Here is a 17,462-nt window from a genome sequence, read left to right on the forward strand (position 1 = left end):
GTCGTCACAGCTAGTCGGCGGGGAGATACGTGAGGTTGAGGTCGCCGAGCTTGACGAGCGTGGCGGCGATCCAGCCGCCGAGGGCGCCGAAGTGTTCGTCGAGCAGCGTGCTGCGTCCGTCGGCGACGGTCTCCTCGGCGAGTTCGTAGAGCCCTTCGTAGGTGATCTCGGCGGCGTACTCGGTCTGGAGATCGAGCGGGTCGACGTCGGTGTCGGGATGAGAGACCTCGGTGGTCAACCCGGCTCGGTCGAGACGGTCGTCGCCGATGTCGGGGCTGTACTCGGGCATCGCTGCGAACACCCGAGCCGGGTCGACCGGCTCGGCGAGCTGCTGCACCCGCAGCACGATCTCCATCTCGATGGCCGGGCGCACGTCGAGTTCGTCTTCGACGTACCACTTTCGATACTCGGCCTGGCTCCAGGCCGGCCAGTCGAACGTGATGTGCGCCACGACGCGGGGCGGCTCGCCTTCGCCGGGCAGGCCATAGCTGGTCTCCCAGGTGAGGTCGCCGAGCAACACGTCGGATTGGAAGTGCTCTTCGAAGGGCTGCCGTTCGAGGAAGGCGGCTTCGAACGCATCCCGCAATGCGCTGATGGCATCGGTGAACACATGGTCCAGCATCGACGGCCAATGTAACGCCGCTGTCGGGACGGAGGTTCACGAGTTGCGGCCGCTGCCCGACGGATCGCTCCGTCAGGCGGCGGCTCGTCGGCGAGGTGGCCCGGTGGTCTGCACGGATCCGTCGGGAAAGCGAACCGTCAGTTCACGGCTCGGCCCCAGCGTGATCTGCCAATCGTCGTGGTGCACCTTGCCGTGGTGATGCGAACAGAGCGGGAGAAGATTGCTGAGGTCGGTTCGGCCGCCGTGGCGCCACCACACGATGTGGTGCAACTTGGTGGTCGCGTAGCGAGTGGAGCAGCCAGGGATGGCGCAGGAGTCGTAGAGCGCGTTGAGCGCCCGTCGCTGTGCTCGGTTCGCCAGTCGGGACTGTCGACCGAGGTCGAGCACGCCGGGGGCGTGGAGCACGACGCCGTTGCGCACGACGATGCCGATCGGTTCGACGCCGTCGTCGAGCAGTTCGGTCAGTACCGACGGTGGGATCTCGACCGGGATCGACCAATCGACGGTGGGCTCGCCCTCGACATCAGCGTCGGCATCGATGACCACCACGAACTCCGGACGGCCAGAACGGCGACGGCCTGCGGTGCCCTCGACGAGGCGAGCGAACGCATGAGCGCGTAGGAAGCTCTGCTTGAGCATCGGGTCGGTGGGGCAGTGCTCGGGAGTGGTCTCGGCGAAGAGTGTCTCGATCGCCTGGTCGAGGGCAGCGGCGAGCTCGACGCCGGTGACCGGGTCGTAGCGGCCGCGCACGTTCCACATCCCGTCGTCGTCGACCCATGTGCGCATCGACGTGTTGCGCCGTTGCTGTTCGAGCCGGGCGACACCCTCGGCAGCGAGGAGCCGTCGGCGTTCGTTGCGAAGTCGTCGGTTGAACTGCTCGACCGTGGCATGACTGGCGACATCGGTGAGGGCATCGGCGATGTCGATCAACTCGACTCGCTGCTGTTCGTCGAGACCTTTGGTCGCTCGGGTGAGCGCGTCGATGTGCTCGGCGGTGATGGCCGCGTTGTCGAGCGCGTCGGCGAGCGCCGGAGCGTCGGCCAGCGTGCCGGCACGGTCGATGGTCTTCGTGGCGTCACCGAGCGAACCCCGGCTGGTGTCGGCGATCGTCGACTCGGGAAACGACACCGCCGGCGCGAGTGCGGTGACGAACTCCGCTTCGACTCGAGCGAGGTGCGACCGGATCATGCGGATGTCGTGCAGCCCGCCTTCGACATCGACGACCGCCGCCGTTCCGGCGCTGACCGCAGCCCGAGTCGCACCGATGCGCCCGACTCGATCACACACAGCTGCGGTGTCCATGCCTCCATCATGCGCACAGGGGTGTCACAGAGTTGGGGGCTCGAAGTTGGTTACATCGCTCCCGGAGCGATGTCATCAACTTCGTCAGCCGAGGAGGCGAGTGCACTCGTTGCCGGATGCGTTTCTGACGTCCATCGACCCGGCGGTCCAGGTGGCGTAGACGCAGCGGTGCAGGCCGAAGAATGTCGCCGGGAAGCGCAGCTCGACTCGATTCTCGCTGCTGAAGCCGTCGGCGCGTGCACCGTCGACGGCGCTGAACACCGACTCGAAGTCGGCCTCGATCATCGTCTGGATCGTGACGAGGTCGGTGCCGGCGAACCGTTCTTCGACGACGGAACGTACATGAGCCTGACGGCGAGATGCGCCGCCGAACCAGAGCAATCCGATCACGACGACGGCGACGGAGAGGCCACCGAGCAGCCGGAGTCGATCGCGGGTCGAGAGTTCCCTCCGCTCACCGCTGACCAGGCTGGAGATCGCGAACGCTGCGCCGGTTCCGATGAGCGCGCCGAGAATGTTGCTGACCAGGTCGACCGCGTCGTTCGCGCCGATCCCGGTGACCGCCTGGACGCACTCGATGAGGAACGACGTCGCGACGAGCGCTGCCACGGTGCGACCAGGTCGTCGAGTGATCCAGGTCCACGCTGCGCCGGCGGGTACGAACAGTGCGACGTTCAACACGAACTGACTGCTGCTCAGCGGATCGCGGCTGATGCTCGCCACACCTCCGCTCGACCAGTCGGCCAGTCGACCGACATCGAACCTCGGGCTCACCTCGCCGCGCAACAGGGTGACCGCCACGATCAGTGCACCGGTCGAAAAAGCGACGAACCACTCGAACGCAGATCGGCCAGGCCAGCGGCGGGTGGCGAAGAAGGCCACCAGACCCGACACGGCGACGAGCGCGAGCAACGCTGGCCAGGCTTCGGTCGCAGCGATGGAACTGACGTCCCGATTCACCCCGGCCGCGCCGACGATGTGCATCGGCGGATCGTACTGATCGGACAACGTTGATGACGTCGCTCCCGGAGCGATGTCATCGACTTGCGCGTCAGGCGGGGGCGGTGGCGCCGAGTGCGAGCCATGTGGTCGCCGCGACAGCGATGGCTCCGTGGAGGGGGAGGCCGCGTCGGTAGGCGGTTGGAGCGTCGGTGCGTTCGCTCACCTCGAGCCAGCCGACGCCGACGTTGGCGCACAGGTGGAACACCACGATCGGCCCCAACGCACCGTCGCCGGCAGCCCACAGCGCCGTCATCGTCATCGAGAAGCACACGACCGTCACGAAGAACAGGGGGTACGGGATCTCGCGGTGCGGTGAGGGAAGCCACCAGAGCGGAAGATGCCACAGCGCCCAGACGACGCCGACCGCCGCCGCGGCCACGACCAAGCCGGCGTCGGCGACGCGCGGCAGCATGAACCCGCGCCATCCGATCTCCTCGCCGAGCGGGCCCATCATCAGGTTCATCCCCACGAGCGTCACGGCGAGCGTCGGCGAGAGTGAGGGCAGCCCCATGCCGCGTCGCCAGCCGACGACGGCAGCCACCACGAGAGGAGACAGCGCCGCCACCCACACGGCGAGCGGAGCGTTGCGTGCGAGCGGGTCGAGCAGCGCGCTGACGGACTCGCCGGCGCCGAGCGTGACGATCACGGCCGCGATGTTCGGCGACCAGATGGTCACGAGGAGCAGGGGAAGCGCGCGAGGCGTCTCGAACGTGTCGGCACCCCCGATGGCGAACGCGGCGAGCCCCGCCACGACCGACATGGCGACCGTGAGGATCAGGAAGACGAGGATCGGCGTCGTCATCACGGAGTCGGAGTCGTGTCGTCGGGAGCGGTCAACCGTTCGATCGCCGAGGCCATCGCCGTCGGATCCATCGCTCGGCCCAGGGCTCGCTGCACTTCGGCGCCGAGGACGAGCGCTTCGATCACGCCGGCCGTGCCATCGTCGGCCGCAGTGCCGGCGTGGTTGTCGAGCACTGCGCTGCGGAAGCGGTCCATGGCCTCCGACACCATCGCGTGGAGCACCGGATCGTGCAGCGACTCCGCCCAGAGTTGCAGGTCGAGTCGGGCGTCTTCCTCGCCGTCGGCATGCCACAACCGTCGTCCCATCGCCGCCAGGTCGAGCGGTTCGTCGGGCGCATCGGTGGCGTCGTTGCCGATGGCCGCGGCGATGGCGTGTTTGTTCTCGAAGTGGGTGTAGATGCCGCCGGCACTGATGCCCGACTCCTCGCAGAGGTCGGCGATGGTCGTGGCGGAGAACCCCTTGCGCGCGAAGCACCGGTGAGCGGCATCGAGGATCTCGTGTCGTCGAGCGGCACGGGATTCGGGTGTCATGCGAGGCATACCAAAAAGAATACTCGTTTTCTATAGAGGGTCAACCTCGGGCGAATCGAGTGGTGAACCGCCGGGATGAGCTGGTCGCTCAGTCGGTGGTGAGGGCGGTACGCATCGTCGCCGACATGTGCGGCAGGTACTGGACCTGCAAATTGGCGAGGATCTGCTGGAGGTGCTCCTGGTCGTGGAACGGCCATTCGAGCACGAAGTCGCCCGCGGTGAAGACGCGGTCGCCCGAGTGTGTGGCGGTCGACGACAGCGCGTCGGGATCGAGCGCACGCAGGAACGCGACGCAACCGGCACGTCCGGCGGCCAGCTCGGTGAGCAGTGTGTCGAGCGACTCGTCGGCGAACGTTCGGGCATCGATCGCCGCCCACGGGTCGAACCCGGCGATCTCGGGTTCGCCGGCGATGATGGAGTCGATGCGGCCCTGAAACGCGTCGGCGTCGGTGGCGATCAGGTGGCCGATGATCTCGTGGACCGACCACTCGCCCGGCTCGGGCCGCGAACGCAACACGTCGGGGTCGATCGGGGCCAGCAGCGTGCGCAGCACGTCGGGCAGCGATTCCAGAGTCGTGGCGATTCGCGAGAGGTCGATCACGTCGCCTTTCTACCCGCCGCCGCGTTTCTTCGACCCGATGCAACGTTTGGCGGGCCGGCGGCATCTTGAATGGTGTGACGATGCAGAACGCAACCCAGGCCGACGCGCCGGCCACGTTCGAAGCGTTCTACGAACAGCACAAGACGTGGGCCATCCGGTTCGCGTGGCTGATGGTCCGCGAGGCGGCCGCAGCCGAAGACATCTCGCACGATGCCTTCACGCGAGTGTTCGAGCGCTTCGACACGTTGACGAACCCGTCGGCCTATCTCCGATCGACGCTCACCAATGCGGTCTACGAACGGTCGCGTCGAACGGGCCGGGAGGAGCGACGCCTGCGACTGGTGTCGGCGGGGGAGTCGACGCAGGTCGAGCACGCGTCGGGCGGGATGATGGACGCCATCTCCCGACTGCCGATCCGTCAGCGAACCGCAGTCGTTCTCCGGTACTGGGTCGACCTCCCCGTCGACGACATCGCGGAAGCGATGAGCGCTCGCCCCGGCACGGTCAAGTCCTGGCTCTCGCGAGCCAACGCACAGCTCCGAAAGGAAATCGAACCATGAGCGACCTCGCACAATTGGTCAAGTCCACCCTCGATGCCGAAGCCGAGCGCGCGCCCGATGCGCCGCCCTGGTCACCGTCGTACTCGCTGGCGCGATCGGTTGGCTCCGCGGGCAACGGCGGTCACCGTTCGCGATCGATCTGGCTCTACGCGACGGGTATCGCCGCCGTTGCCGCGTCGGTGATCGGCGTGCTGGTGGTCGCCGGCCGTGATCCGGCGCCGGTCGATGCTCCGGCGACCGCAGACGATCCGAATCCTCCTGTCGACGAACCGGCACCGGTCGTCGAGTCGCTTCCCGCGGTGTGGGCGCCACCCGGCGAGGAGTTTCCGCTCGAAGATCTCGGGCCGGTAGAGAGCGTCGGTGGTGATGCCGTCGCTCTGGCCGAGCTCACGCGTCAGATCGGTGTCGTCGATCACCCCCCGCTCACCGTGTACAGCAGCATCGGGTACGTCGGAGAACAATCGCTCGTCGAGTGGCGGTGCCTGTCGTCGGGTGGTGGCGCAGGGTGCTCGCCGGTCGGATTCGCTGGCCCCGACCTCAGCGTGACGTCGTCGATCGACAACCGAGCGGCCGAGTTCGATCTCTGGACGTGGAGCAACGTGCCCACCGACGCGGACTACGTCGTCTACGGCGACGGACCGGATGCTCGATGGCAGGCACCGATCTCCGGTGTGGCCGCGTTCCCGAACGTCGACTGGTTCGACTCGGTGGCAGTGGCCTACGACAGTGCCGGTGTCGAAGTGGGGAGAGTCGATCCGAGCATCGTCGCTGCGTCGCAGGACCAGTACATCGAGTCGCAGCCGCTCGCTGCCGACCTCGAACGGGAGCAGGCAACCGAAGTCGTCGAGGTGATGAACGCCGCCGCCATGTCGTGTCTCACCGACGCCGGTGCCACGTTCGGCTCGGGGACGGTCGGGCGACTCGGCGATGGTGACGCAGGCCTCGACCCGGACTCGGTCTGGGCGGCGTGCGTGGCAGCCGCGTCCTCGGCCGTCGACGAGTGGATGCAGGCGAACGAGATCAGGTTCTTCGATCCGACGAGCGAATCTCCCGAAGCGGACGAGCCCTTCATCGACTACGGCAGCTGAACGTGGCGCTACGACGGCTCGCCGTGACTCGGCCGATTCGTCCCTACAGTGATCGCGCATGTTGGTCGACCTCGTCGTCATCGGCGGCGGGGCCGCCGGATTCTTCTCGGCGATCACGTGTGCCGAGCACTCGACGAAGTCGGTGCTGATCCTCGAGAAGAGCTCGCAGGTGCTGCAGAAGGTGAAGATCTCCGGCGGCGGGCGCTGCAACGTCACGCATGCCTGCTTCGAACCTCGCGAACTGAGCCGGAGCTATCCCCGCGGTGAGAAGTCACTGATCGGTCCGTTCCATCGATTCGGCCCGACCGACACGGTCGAGTGGTTCGCCGGCCGGGGTGTGACGTTGAAGACGGAGTCCGACGGGCGGATGTTCCCGGTCACCGACGATTCGCAGACCGTCATCGATGCGCTGCTCGACGCGGCACACGATGCGGGCGTCGCCGTCCACACGTCGGAAGGCGTGACGTGCATCGACAAGCGCGATGACCACTTCGAACTGACCACCGACGCGGGCAACTCGTACAGGGCTGTCAACGTGCTCATCGCGACGGGCGGTACCCGAATGGCGGCCGGAGCGAAACTCGCCGCGAGCCTCGGCCACGAGCTGCAGCCGGCGACACCGTCGCTGTTCACCTTCCGGATCAAGGATCCGCGTCTCGACGGATTGCTCGGACTCTCGGTGAACCCGGCAGAGGTCAAGATCCAGCAGAGCAAGCTTCGCAGCAGCGGTCCGGTTCTGATCACGCACTGGGGTCTGAGCGGGCCGGGCATCCTCAAGATCTCCGCGTGGGGAGCCCGCGAGCTCGCGGAGCGCGGCTACCGGTTCGACATCACGGTGAACTGGCTGCCGGGCATCGACCCGGCCACCGTCATTGCCGAGAAGCGGGCGACGGAGGGCAAGCGTCAACTCGCGAGCCGGAGCCCGTTCGCCTCGATCCCGAAACGGTTCTGGCTGCGCCTGCTCGAGACCGCCGGTGTGCCCGAGGCCACGACGTGGTCGAACCTGTCGAAGGCGCACGCGAAGCAGCTGATCGGGCAGCTCTCGGCGGCCACGTTCGAGGTCACCGGCAAGGCGACCAACAAGGACGAGTTCGTCACGTGTGGCGGCGTCGCTCGCGACGAGATCGACTTCAAGACCATGGAGAGCAAGCTCGTCGACGGCCTCTACTTCGCGGGCGAGGTGATCGACGTCGACGGGATCACCGGTGGCTACAACTTCCAGAACGCGTGGACCAACGGGTTCCACGCGGGGTCGGCCATCGCGGCTCGCTGAGACACGGTCACGAGATCGCAATGAGTATTGCCGCAATAGCTATTGCGGATGGATCGAGCGCTCGATAGCTTCGTGCCGTGCGGTCACGATGCCGCACCATCCGAGCGGGCAGATCGCCTGGCCGGGACGCTTGGAGCAACGATGAACACCACCCGCCTGCACGCTGGTCAGGTCGCGGCATTCGCCGTCGGACTGGCCCTGCTCGCCTCGTGCGGCAGCGACGGGTCGACCAGCCTCGACACCGTCGCAGTGGTCGGCGACGCGGCGGACGATCTCGCTGCGGCTGGCGATGACGCCACCGAGAGCGCCGAGGTGGTCGAGGCTGTCGTCGTCGATCTGCCGACCTACACGATCGTCGCGGGCGACACCCTGAGCGGTATCGCCGAACGCGCCGGCATCACGCTCGGCGACCTCGTCGCAGCCAACGATTGGGCCGACGGTATCGATCACCTGCTCCAGCCGGGTGACGTGATCCTGCTCCCGCAGGGGGCTGCGGTTGCTCCGGCAGGCTCGACCGTCGAGGCTGGCGTCGACTCGACGTCGGCATCCGCGGGCGACGCTGCCGCGGACACCACGTACCTCGACCTCTTCCTCGATCAGGGGATTCTCTACAACCCGTTCTCGGGCGACGCCGTGGGCGGCGACATCTTCTACGTCGAACCGGAGTGCAACGCGGCGGTGACGAATCTGTCGTCGTTCACCGCCGCTCGCGACGGGGTCGATGCCGCCTCGATGCTCGCGAGCCTCGAAGCGGCGGCCGGCGACGTGCCGGCGAACTTCGCCGGTGCGCTCGCTGAATGGCAAGGCTTCATCGCCGATCACTCCGCCACGTACGCCGGGCCCTTCCTTCCGGTGAGTCGCGGACAGCTCGACGAGGCCACGTTGCGGACGGTGCTGGTCGATCCGGCGGTCGTCGACATGCTCGACGCCTTCACGTCGCTCGAACTCCGCATGCCGGACGACTACATCACGTTCCTCGGCGCGACCTGCACTCACACCGGGGCCTGACCCGACACCGAGCGATGCTCAGGCGCGGTCGTCGGGCATGACGATCGTGCTGAGGAGCCGCCGCCTGCGTCCGGGCGCGGGCTCGTTGTCGAGATGCTCCTGGGCGACGGCGGCCATCTTCGCCACGACCTCGTCGAGCTCGTCGTCGGTGAGCCAGAGCGGCACCTGCCGGTAGCCGACGCGGTCGGTGCCGAGGTCCGGCCGACCGTGGTCGAGGTAGGCGGCGAAGTCGGTGAGCAGCGTGCCGACGAACGTGGCGAAGTAGCGGAAGTGCTCGTCTGCGGTCGCCGTGTCGAGATCGACACCGCTCAGCGACACCGCGTCGGCCACCACCCCGTAGGTGCGTTCGACGCCGCCGCGACTGGGGCGCTCGCTGACCACGTCGAGCAGTCCGCCGTCGGCGAGCTGATTGATGTGTCGGTAGAGCGTGGCCTGCGGAACGTCGCCGAGTCGGTCCTTGAGCTGTAGGGGAGTCATCGGCGAACCGACCAGCGCCTGCACGATGCGCAGCCTGATCGGGTGGAGGAGGAGGTCGCGGGTCTCGGTCATCGTGTCGTGGTGCCAGCACCGGAACGGAACTCGGCGCCAATTGTTCTCAGAAGTGATATCATTCTCACTGTTGAGAATAGTCTCCCCCGTCGCAGAGGACAACGACCGTGACCGAAACAACCATCTCCATTCCATCGGGCGGCTTCACGCTGCAGGGGACGCTGACAACGAGCGGCGCCACGCCGGCGCCGGCCGCGCTGCTCGTCAGCGGATCCGGCCCCATCGACCGCGACTCCAACGCCAAGCGCATGTCGATCGACGTCATGCGCCAGATCGCAGAGCATCTCGGCCAGAACGGCATCGCCTCACTCCGCTACGACAAGCGCGGCGTCGGCGAGAGTGACGGCGAGTACCTGTCGACCGGGTTTCACGACAACGTCGACGACGCTCGCGCCGCGCTCGCCTCGCTCCGATCGCGCCCCGAGGTCGATGGTGACCGTGTCGTGGTGATCGGCCACAGTGAAGGAGCGCTCATCGCCGGTGTGCTCGCATCCGACCCACGACTCGCCGGTGCCGTGTTGCTGGCGGGTTCGGCGGTCAACGGCAAACGAGTGCTGCGCTGGCAAGCCGAGCAGATCGCGCCGACCCTGCCGACGCCGGTGAAATGGCTGATGAAGCTCCTGCGGCAAGACGTCGTGGCGACGCAGGCCAAGCGCCTCGAGCGACTCGAATCGTCGACCGACGACGTCGTCCGGATCCAGCTGGTGAAGATGAACGCCAAGTGGTTCCGCGAGTTCATGGCGTTCGAACCGACCGATGCCCTCCGCCAGGCCGTCGTGCCGATCCTCGCGATCACCGGCTCGAAAGACATCCAGGTCGACCCCGACGACGTCGACCGGATGCGTCAGGTCGTGAGCTCGCCGTTCGACGGTCATGTCGTCGACGACGTGACCCACCTGCTGCGCTCCGAGACGGGTGACGCCACGGTTCGCACCTACAAGCGGCAAGCACGCCGGCCCATCGACCAGCGCGTCACCCGACTCCTGACCGACTGGGTGGCGTTGCTCGGTCGCATCGACTGAGCAACGCCAGGCCAGTCGTCAGGTCAGCCGAATGCGCCTTCGAGGGAGGCGTCGGCCTCGGCCGGTTCGGCGGCCTCGGTGGTACCGGGTCCGCGGACCACGAGGATGGCCAGGGCGACGGCGGCCATCACGACGCCGACCCACATCGACGACACCCAACCGTCGACGAACGCGTGCTGCGCAGCGTCGATGATGCGTGGCCCGTCGGCGCCGGCTTCGGCGGCGACCGCGTAGGCGCTGCCGATGCCCTCGCTGGCCAACTCCGACAGTTCAGGCGACAGGCCGTCGAGGGAGGGTTCGATCGCCGAGCGGTAGCCCGAGCTGAGGATCGAGCCGAGCAGGGCCACGCCGAGGGCGCCGCCGACTTCACGTGACGTGTCGTTGAGCGCCGAGGCGACGCCCTGCTTCTCGGCTGGGAGGGTGGCGGTGATCGCTTCGGTCGCCGGCGTCATCGTCAAGCCCATGCCGAGTCCGATGAGGATGAGGCCGGGAAGGATCGAGAAGTAGCCGCCCTCGACCGAGGCTCGCAGGGCGAGCGTGACGAGGCCGGCACCGAAGATCGACACACCGGCGATCATCGTCGTGCGCGAGCCGACTCTGGCCGCGATGCGCGGTGCGAGGGTCGACATCGGCATCATCATCCCGGCCATCGGCAGGAGCCCGGCAGCCGACTGGAGCGCCGTCCAGCCGACGACGGCCTGGAGGTACGGGAACAACACGAGGAAGATGCCGAACATCACGGCGAAGACGATGAGCAGTGTGCTCGACCCGGACGAGAGGCCGCGGTCGCGGAAGGCCGCCATGTCGAGCAGTGGGTCGGCCTGACGCTGTTCCCAGAGGACGAAGGCGACGAGTGCCGCCACGCCGACGACGATGCCGGCGAGGGTGATCGAGTCGGCCCAACCGCGCTCGGGGCCCTCGTGGATACCGAGGACGATGCCGCCGATCGCGATCGCCGAGAGCAGCGACCCGCCGATGTCGAAGCGGTGTTCGCTGCGCTCGCGGGAGTTGGGGACGAACGCCACCGTCGCTGCAGCCGACACGGCGACCAGCACGATCGGCAGGACGAACGACCAGCGCCACGTGACCACGTCGACCATGAACGCCGAGACGAACAGGCCGAGGATGCCGCCACTGCCGGCGAATCCGGCCCAGATGCCGATCGCTCGGGCCCGGTCTTCGGGCGGGAAGGTGGAGGTGATGACCGACAAGGTGACGGGCATGATCATCGCGGCGCCGATGCCGGCGATGATGCGAGCGACGATCATGATCGCCACCGTCGGTGCGACGGCGGCGCCGAGGCTGGCCGCACCGAACACGGCAAGGCCGGCGAGCAGCACCGGCTTGCGCCCCCATCGGTCACCGACGGCGCCGATCGGGAGCAGCAGCGCTGCGAGCGCGACGGTGTAGGCGTTGATGATCCAGAGCACGGCGCTCTGTGAGGCTTCGAGATCGATCGCCAGGTCTTGCTGGGCGACGTTGAGGCCCGACACCGATGCGATGACCGCGATCAGCGCCGAGCACACGGCGATCAAGATGTTTCGTTGCGTCGCCGGATCGGACGCAGTCGCCGGTTCGGCGGGGGAGTGGGGGTGGGTCTGCACGTGGTTCCTCGGGGAGTGTGTTGGTTCGCTGAGTGGTCGAGTCGTCACGTGGTGTAACAACGCAACGAGACTGTATCGTAGCGTTCGCATGAGGAACTCCACAGGGGTCAGACTGTGACCGATGGCCGATTCGCAGGATCACGTCGAATGACTGCGTCGATGTCGCCGCGCGCGGCGCGCAGCCGCGACAAGATGTTGCGAGCCGCCACCGAGCTCATCGTCGAGTCGGGTCCACGCGCGGTCACGGTCGACGCGGTCGCCGAGGCCTCGGGCGTCGCCAAGTCGACGCTGTACCGGCACTGGTCGTCGCGCGACGAGATGCTCGTCGACGTCGTGCGCTGCAACGTCCCGCAACTCACCGAACCCGACCTGAGCGTCGGGTTCGTCGACGCTCTGTCGGCGTTCCTGGCGAGCGCGGCGGCCGCACTGAGCGATCCCGAGTGGTCGCGGATCATCCCCACGCTGATGTCGCTGCGGGCGACCATGCCCGAACTGTCGGCCGTGGTCGACGCCGACCGTTCGGCCAAGACCGAGACGCTGAGCCGGATTCTCGAGGTCGGGGTCGCCGAAGGTGCGATCCCCGCCGATCTCGATCCGCTCGACGTCGAGAAGCTCCTGTTCGGCCCGATGTTCTTCGCCGCGATCCTCGGCGAGCACGACCGTGTCGAGGGCCTCGCCGCAGCGGCAGCCGAGCGCTTCGTCGCCTCGTACGCGTGATGCGGCAATCCGACGCCCGATCGCGACACGGTGTGAGAACATGTCCGATGTGAGACAGGTTCGTGACGCGACGAGCCGGATCGGACGCGTGCTGCGCCGACCGGGCTTCTGGCTGCGATTCAGCATCCTCGCCGCGGTCGGCTACTACCTCGTGATCCCGCTGCTCGCGAACGTCGAGACGGCGGCCGATCGGTTGCGCTCGCTCGACCTGCGACTCACCGTCGCCGGGTTCGCCCTGCAGGTCGTCGCGCTGCTGTGCTACTCGATCATGACCAGGTCGGCGCTCGGCGCCGCCTCGCGCACACTGCGTCTGGAGCGCCTGTTCCGCATCCAACTCGTCACGCGGGCGCTGGCCTCGACGGTGCCCGGTGGTGCGGCGGCCGGGCCGGCGCTCGGCTACCGCCTCATGACCGCCGCGGGCGTTCGCGGCGCGCACGCGAGCGCGTCCCTCGCCTCGGGGTCGGTGGTGTCGGCGGTCGCACTCAACCTCATGCTGTGGGTCGCGCTCGTCATCTCGATCCCGCTCTACGGCTTCAACGCTCTCTACGCCATCGCCGCGGTCGTCGGCATCGTGGTGATGCTGCTGGTCGCCGCCACGCTGCTGGCGATCGTCGACCGCAGCCCGCTCATCGACCGGGCGGTGCACTTCGTCGCCGACCGGGTGCGCTTCGACGGCGACCGGGTGGTCGGCTCGCTGCGCGCGTTCGGCGAGCAGGTCGCGGCCCTCCTGGCCGACCGGCCACTCATGGCTCGGCTCTCGTTCTGGGCGGTCATGAACTGGGTGCTCGACGCGGCGTCGCTGTGGGTGTTCCTCCGGGCCTTCGGTGTCACCATGAACCCGATCGGACTGCTCGTCGCCTTCGGCGTCGCCAACGTGCTCGCCGCCGTGCCGATCAGTCCCGGGGGCATCGGCATCGTCGAGTGGGCCTACATCCCGATCCTCGTCACGTTCGGCGCCGGCTTCGACCAGGCCACCCTGGCGGTCACCACCTACCGCATCGCTCAGCTGCTCTTCCCGATCGTCCTCGGCGCGCTGGCCTACGGCACGCTGTCGCTCGAGAGTTGGCGACGACGAACCGCCACCGACCTGGTGTCGTGAGCCCGACGAAACGGGTCGGGCTCAAGACTTGCGTTCGGCGGTACGATGATGGTTGTATGAATCCCGTGAGCGCAGCCCCGAGCTTCCTCGTAGTACTTATCCCGTAGCACGCACAGATCTCTCTGCGCGTGCCCTGGCCTCCCAAGTTGGGAGGCCATTTGCTTTTTCGGACTCGTTCCGGGCTGCAGCAACACGTTCCGCAATCACTTCTCGCCAACACTCTCCACACGCACAAGCACCAGAAAACCAGCAAAGGCAAGACCAATGGCTGACCAAGCTGACCACGTCCAAAGCCAGACACCCGACCGGATCACCGGCGCGCAAGCACTGATCCGGGCGCTCGAGATGGAAGGGGTCGAGACGATGTTCGGCTACCCGGGCGGCTGCATCCTCCCGGCGTACGACCCGCTGCTCGACTCGTCGATTCGTCACGTCCTCGTTCGTCACGAGCAGGGCGCCGGCCACATGGCCGAGGGGTACGCGCACGTCAGTGGCAAGCCCGGCGTCGCCATGGTCACCTCCGGCCCGGCGGCGACCAACCTCGTCACCCCGCTGATGGACGCCTACATGGACTCGGTGCCGATGGTCGCCATCACCGGCCAGGTCGCCACCAACGCCATCGGTTCCGATGCGTTCCAGGAGTGCGACACCGTGGGCATCACTCGGAGCTGCACCAAGCACAACGAACTCGTCATGACGAGCCAGGACCTGCCGATGGCCGTCCGCCAGGCGTTCCACATCGCCACGACGGGTCGCCCCGGCCCGACGCTGATCGACGTCCCGAAGGACGTGCTGGTCAACGAGATGGACTGGTACTGGCCAACCGACGAAGAAGTGCTGGCGAGCCTCCCGGGCTACCGCCCGAACGTCAAGGGCCACCCGCGCATGATCAAGGAAGCGGCGAAGCTGATCCTGTCGTCGGAGCGGCCGGTCATCTACGCCGGCGGCGGCATCCTCAAGGCGCGTGCGGCCGAAGCGCTCGCGCGACTCGTCGAGCTCACCGGGATCCACGTCGTCACGACGCTGATGGCCCGCGGTGTGTTCCCCGACGACCACGAACTCAACCTCGGCATGCCCGGCATGCACGGCAACGCGACGGCGGTCACCGCCATGCAGAAGTCCGACTTGCTCGTCGCGCTCGGCTCGCGTTTCGACGACCGCATCACCGGCAAGGTCGACGCCTTCGCCGAAGAGGCCAAGATCATCCACGTCGACATCGACCCCGCCGAGCAGGGCAAGGTGCGACGCCCCGACGTGCCGATCGTCGGCGACGCACGTCAGGTGATCGAGGAGATCATCATCGAGATCGAGAAGCTGCTCGAGACCGGCACGGTCCAGGCCGACACGAGCGCCTGGAAGTCGAAGGTGTCGGGCTGGCAAGAACAGTTCCCGATGATGTACGAGCCGTCGGAGCCGGGCCAGGCCCTCAAGCCGCAGTTCTGCATCGAGCAGCTCCGCGACCTCGCGCCCGAGCGCACCATCCTCACGTCGGGCGTCGGTCAGCACCAGATGTACGCCTCGCAGTACTGGAAGTTCAACGAGCCCTACACCTGGGTCAACTCGGGTGGCCTCGGCACGATGGGCTTCTCGATCCCCGCGGCGATCGGCGCGAAGGCCGCCTTCCCCGACGCCACCGTGTGGGCGATCGACGGCGACGGCTGCTTCCAGATGACCGCCCAGGAGCTCGTCACCGCCACGCTCGAGAAGCTGCCGATCAAGGTGGCGCTGCTCAACAACCGGTACCTCGGCATGGTCCGTCAGTGGCAGGAGATGTTCTACGACGAGCGGTACTCGTCGGTGTTCCTCGACTCCGCCGAAGTGCCCGACTTCGTGATGATGGCCGAGTCGATGGGGTGCGTCGGCATCCGTGTCGAGTCGCCCGAAGAGGTCGGCCCGGCCATCGAGAAGGCGAACTCGATCAACGACCGACCCGTCGTCGTCGAGTTCCGCACCGAAGCCTCCGAAGGCGTGTTCCCGATGGTGCCCGCCGGCGCCAGCAACGACGACCTCATCCTCCACCCGAGCCAGCAAGACCGGAAAGACCAGCTGAAATGACCACGATCAACCAATACTCCGGGCAAGCGGTGAACCATCACATCTTGTCGGTCCTCGTGCAGAACCGCCCGGGCGTCTTGGCTCGTGTGTCGAGCCTGTTCGCTCGCCGTGGCTACAACATCTTCAGTCTCGCCGTCGCGCCGGCCGAAGATCCGGGCATGAGCCGGATCACGATCGTCGTCGACCTCGAGTCGGCGCCGCTCGAGCAGATCACCAAACAGCTGTTCAAGCTGATCGACGTCATCAAGATCTCCGAGCTCGATCCGCGTCGCTCGGTCGAGCGCGAGTTGCTCATCGCCACGGTCAAGGCGCCGCCCGAGCAGCGCAGCGAGGTGCAGAGCGTCGTCGACATCTTCGAGGGCAAGATCATCGCCGTCGCCGAGGAAGTCCTCACCGTGAGCCTCGAGGGTCACCCCGACAAGCTCGACGATTTTGAGGAATTGCTCGATGGTTATGGCATCGTTGAGCTGCAACGCACCGGCCGTGTCGCGTTGCCGAAACTCGACCGAGGTGCGCGCCTGCGCTCCATCGCAAACTCCGCAACAACATCTGGAAAGGCAGGCTGACCATGGCCGTCACGCTCTACTACGCAGAGGACGCAGACTCCTCGATCATTCGAGGCAAGAAGGTCGCCGTCATCGGCTACGGCTCGCAGGGTCACGCGCACGCGCTCAACATGAAGGAATCGGGCGTCGACGTCGTCGTCGGGCTTCGTGAGGGTTCGTCGTCGAAGGCCAAGGCCGAAGAAGCCGGCCTCACGGTCATGTCGATCGCCGACGCGACCAAGGCTGCCCAGGTCATCATGATCCTGGCTCCCGACACCGAGCAGAAGAAGATCTACGACGAGCACATCGCTCCGAACCTCGACGACGGCGATGCCATCGCCTTCGCGCACGGCTTCAACGTGCACTTCGACCTCATCAAGGCGCCCGAGGGCGTCGACGTCATCATGATCGCCCCGAAGGGTCCGGGCCATCTGGTGCGCCGCACCTTCACCGAGGGCGGCGGCGTTCCGGCGCTCATCGCCGTCGCGCAAGACGCAACGGGCAACGCTCGCGCGGTCGCCATGTCGTACGCCGACGCGATCGGCGGCACCCGCGCCGGTGTCATCGAGACCACGTTCAAGGAAGAGACCGAGTCCGACCTGTTCGGTGAGCAGGCCGTGCTGTGTGGCGGCGTCACCCAGCTGGTTCGCGCCGGCTTCGAGACGCTCACCGAGGCGGGCTACGCCCCCGAGATGGCGTACTTCGAGTGCCTCCACGAAGTGAAGCTCATCGTCGACCTCATGTACGAAGAGGGCATCGCCGGGATGCGTTACAGCATCTCCGACACCGCCGAGTACGGCGACCTCACCCGTGGCCCGCGTGTCGTCACCGACGACACCAAGGCCGAGATGAAGAAGATCCTCTCCGAGATCCAGTCGGGCGAGTTCGCCCGCGAGTGGATCGCCGAGTCGGAGTCGGGTCGCGAGAACTACCACCGCCTGCAAGAAGCGGGCAAGCACCACCCGATCGAAGAGATCGGTGCCGAGCTGCGTGCGGCGATGCCGTTCATCAACGCCGGCAAGCAGAAGGTCGCCGAGGCCTCGGGCGGCGCCGACGTCTGATCACCTGATCGACAACTGAATT

The 17,462-nt window shown here is 67.1% G+C and carries 18 protein-coding genes; 10 read left to right on the top strand and 8 right to left on the bottom strand.

The features are described 5' to 3' along the window. Positions 1-10: 10 nt before the first annotated feature. The 6 genes from YM304_RS05650 to YM304_RS05675 all read right to left on the bottom strand — a co-directional run bounded on the left by YM304_RS05650 (position 11) and on the right by YM304_RS05675 (position 4,859). Positions 11-622, bottom strand: coding sequence for a hypothetical protein (locus YM304_RS05650; protein WP_015440689.1), 612 nt, complete (start codon positions 620-622; stop codon positions 11-13). Positions 623-694: 72 nt separating this feature from the next. Next, positions 695-1,924, bottom strand: a complete 1,230-nt coding sequence (locus tag YM304_RS05655) for an HNH endonuclease signature motif containing protein (RefSeq protein ID WP_015440690.1) — start codon at positions 1,922-1,924, stop codon at positions 695-697. A gap of 84 nt (positions 1,925-2,008) precedes the next feature. After that, the gene (locus tag YM304_RS05660) at positions 2,009-2,908 is read right to left on the bottom strand and encodes a VanZ family protein (RefSeq protein ID WP_015440691.1); all 900 of its coding nucleotides are present in this window, start codon (positions 2,906-2,908) and stop codon (positions 2,009-2,011) included. A 67-nt stretch (positions 2,909-2,975) separates the two neighbouring features. Beyond that, positions 2,976-3,728, bottom strand: coding sequence for a CPBP family glutamic-type intramembrane protease (locus tag YM304_RS05665; RefSeq protein ID WP_015440692.1), 753 nt, complete (start codon positions 3,726-3,728; stop codon positions 2,976-2,978). Next, the gene (locus YM304_RS22080) at positions 3,728-4,267 is read right to left on the bottom strand and encodes a TetR/AcrR family transcriptional regulator (protein ID WP_015440693.1); all 540 of its coding nucleotides are present in this window, start codon (positions 4,265-4,267) and stop codon (positions 3,728-3,730) included. The genes YM304_RS05665 and YM304_RS22080 overlap by 1 nt, the downstream gene beginning before the upstream one ends. A 79-nt stretch (positions 4,268-4,346) precedes the next feature. Then, positions 4,347-4,859 (bottom strand): DinB family protein, encoded by a 513-nt coding sequence (locus tag YM304_RS05675; protein WP_015440694.1) that lies wholly within the window; start codon positions 4,857-4,859, stop codon positions 4,347-4,349. A gap of 80 nt (positions 4,860-4,939) precedes the next feature. On the opposite strand from YM304_RS05675, the gene YM304_RS05680 reads away from it, so the two are divergent. Genes YM304_RS05680 through YM304_RS05695 form a run of 4 tightly spaced genes read left to right on the top strand, consistent with a single transcriptional unit; the run spans position 4,940 to position 8,788 of the window. After that, a complete protein-coding gene (locus YM304_RS05680) occupies positions 4,940-5,419 on the top strand; it encodes an RNA polymerase sigma factor (RefSeq protein ID WP_154723323.1) in 480 nt (159 codons plus the stop codon). Continuing rightward, positions 5,416-6,507, top strand: a complete 1,092-nt coding sequence (locus YM304_RS05685; protein WP_015440696.1) for a hypothetical protein — start codon at positions 5,416-5,418, stop codon at positions 6,505-6,507. The genes YM304_RS05680 and YM304_RS05685 overlap by 4 nt, the downstream gene beginning before the upstream one ends. 58 nt (positions 6,508-6,565) lie before the next feature. Beyond that, entirely contained in the window at positions 6,566-7,780 is a 1,215-nt protein-coding gene (locus tag YM304_RS05690) for a BaiN/RdsA family NAD(P)/FAD-dependent oxidoreductase (RefSeq protein WP_015440697.1), read from the top strand. Between the two features lie 48 nt (positions 7,781-7,828). After that, complete coding sequence (locus YM304_RS05695; protein WP_015440698.1) at positions 7,829-8,788, top strand: LysM peptidoglycan-binding domain-containing protein; 960 nt, start codon at positions 7,829-7,831, stop codon at positions 8,786-8,788. Positions 8,789-8,806: 18 nt separating this feature from the next. Here the strand turns inward: YM304_RS05695 and YM304_RS05700 are convergent, their stop codons facing one another. Next, a complete protein-coding gene (locus tag YM304_RS05700; protein WP_015440699.1) occupies positions 8,807-9,337 on the bottom strand; it encodes a helix-turn-helix domain-containing protein in 531 nt (176 codons plus the stop codon). Between the two features lie 107 nt (positions 9,338-9,444). Between YM304_RS05700 and YM304_RS05705 the strand changes: the two genes are divergently transcribed. Continuing rightward, complete coding sequence (locus tag YM304_RS05705; RefSeq protein WP_015440700.1) at positions 9,445-10,359, top strand: alpha/beta hydrolase; 915 nt, start codon at positions 9,445-9,447, stop codon at positions 10,357-10,359. A 23-nt stretch (positions 10,360-10,382) separates the two neighbouring features. On the opposite strand, the gene YM304_RS05710 is transcribed toward YM304_RS05705, so the two are convergent. Next, positions 10,383-11,963, bottom strand: coding sequence for an MFS transporter (locus YM304_RS05710; protein WP_015440701.1), 1,581 nt, complete (start codon positions 11,961-11,963; stop codon positions 10,383-10,385). 147 nt (positions 11,964-12,110) lie between these two features. Between YM304_RS05710 and YM304_RS22090 the strand changes: the two genes are divergently transcribed. From YM304_RS22090 to ilvC, 5 genes are all read left to right on the top strand, one after another. Next, positions 12,111-12,680: a TetR/AcrR family transcriptional regulator gene (locus YM304_RS22090; protein ID WP_051071328.1), complete on the top strand. Its 570-nt coding sequence runs from the start codon at positions 12,111-12,113 to the stop codon at positions 12,678-12,680. Between the two features lie 40 nt (positions 12,681-12,720). Continuing rightward, entirely contained in the window at positions 12,721-13,779 is a 1,059-nt protein-coding gene (locus YM304_RS05720) for a lysylphosphatidylglycerol synthase transmembrane domain-containing protein (protein WP_015440703.1), read from the top strand. 156 nt (positions 13,780-13,935) lie between these two features. Continuing rightward, positions 13,936-15,834, top strand: a complete 1,899-nt coding sequence (locus tag YM304_RS05725; protein WP_269448371.1) for an acetolactate synthase large subunit — start codon at positions 13,936-13,938, stop codon at positions 15,832-15,834. Beyond that, the gene (gene ilvN, locus YM304_RS05730) at positions 15,831-16,400 is read left to right on the top strand and encodes an acetolactate synthase small subunit (RefSeq protein ID WP_051071329.1); all 570 of its coding nucleotides are present in this window, start codon (positions 15,831-15,833) and stop codon (positions 16,398-16,400) included. Before YM304_RS05725 ends, ilvN begins: the two co-directional genes overlap by 4 nt. A gap of 2 nt (positions 16,401-16,402) precedes the next feature. Further along, positions 16,403-17,440 (top strand): ketol-acid reductoisomerase, encoded by a 1,038-nt coding sequence (ilvC, locus tag YM304_RS05735; RefSeq protein ID WP_015440706.1) that lies wholly within the window; start codon positions 16,403-16,405, stop codon positions 17,438-17,440. Positions 17,441-17,462: the final 22 nt, after the last annotated feature.

The organism is Ilumatobacter coccineus YM16-304 (genome assembly GCF_000348785.1).
GTDB lineage: Bacteria > Actinomycetota > Acidimicrobiia > Acidimicrobiales > Ilumatobacteraceae > Ilumatobacter_A > Ilumatobacter_A coccineus.

Coding starts and splice junctions, on each gene's coding strand:
- YM304_RS05685 (WP_015440696.1), top strand. CDS start 5,416: ATGAGCGACCTCGCACAATTGGTCAAGTCCACCCTCGATGCCGAAGCC.
- ilvN (WP_051071329.1), top strand. CDS start 15,831: ATGACCACGATCAACCAATACTCCGGGCAAGCGGTGAACCATCACATC.
- YM304_RS05665 (WP_015440692.1), bottom strand. CDS start 3,728: ATGACGACGCCGATCCTCGTCTTCCTGATCCTCACGGTCGCCATGTCG.
- YM304_RS05680 (WP_154723323.1), top strand. CDS start 4,940: ATGCAGAACGCAACCCAGGCCGACGCGCCGGCCACGTTCGAAGCGTTC.
- ilvC (WP_015440706.1), top strand. CDS start 16,403: ATGGCCGTCACGCTCTACTACGCAGAGGACGCAGACTCCTCGATCATT.
- YM304_RS05650 (WP_015440689.1), bottom strand. CDS start 622: ATGCTGGACCATGTGTTCACCGATGCCATCAGCGCATTGCGGGATGCG.
- YM304_RS05690 (WP_015440697.1), top strand. CDS start 6,566: ATGTTGGTCGACCTCGTCGTCATCGGCGGCGGGGCCGCCGGATTCTTC.
- YM304_RS05695 (WP_015440698.1), top strand. CDS start 7,829: ATGGATCGAGCGCTCGATAGCTTCGTGCCGTGCGGTCACGATGCCGCA.
- YM304_RS05700 (WP_015440699.1), bottom strand. CDS start 9,337: ATGACCGAGACCCGCGACCTCCTCCTCCACCCGATCAGGCTGCGCATC.
- YM304_RS05660 (WP_015440691.1), bottom strand. CDS start 2,908: ATGCACATCGTCGGCGCGGCCGGGGTGAATCGGGACGTCAGTTCCATC.
- YM304_RS22090 (WP_051071328.1), top strand. CDS start 12,111: ATGACTGCGTCGATGTCGCCGCGCGCGGCGCGCAGCCGCGACAAGATG.
- YM304_RS05720 (WP_015440703.1), top strand. CDS start 12,721: ATGTCCGATGTGAGACAGGTTCGTGACGCGACGAGCCGGATCGGACGC.
- YM304_RS05655 (WP_015440690.1), bottom strand. CDS start 1,924: ATGGACACCGCAGCTGTGTGTGATCGAGTCGGGCGCATCGGTGCGACT.
- YM304_RS22080 (WP_015440693.1), bottom strand. CDS start 4,267: ATGCCTCGCATGACACCCGAATCCCGTGCCGCTCGACGACACGAGATC.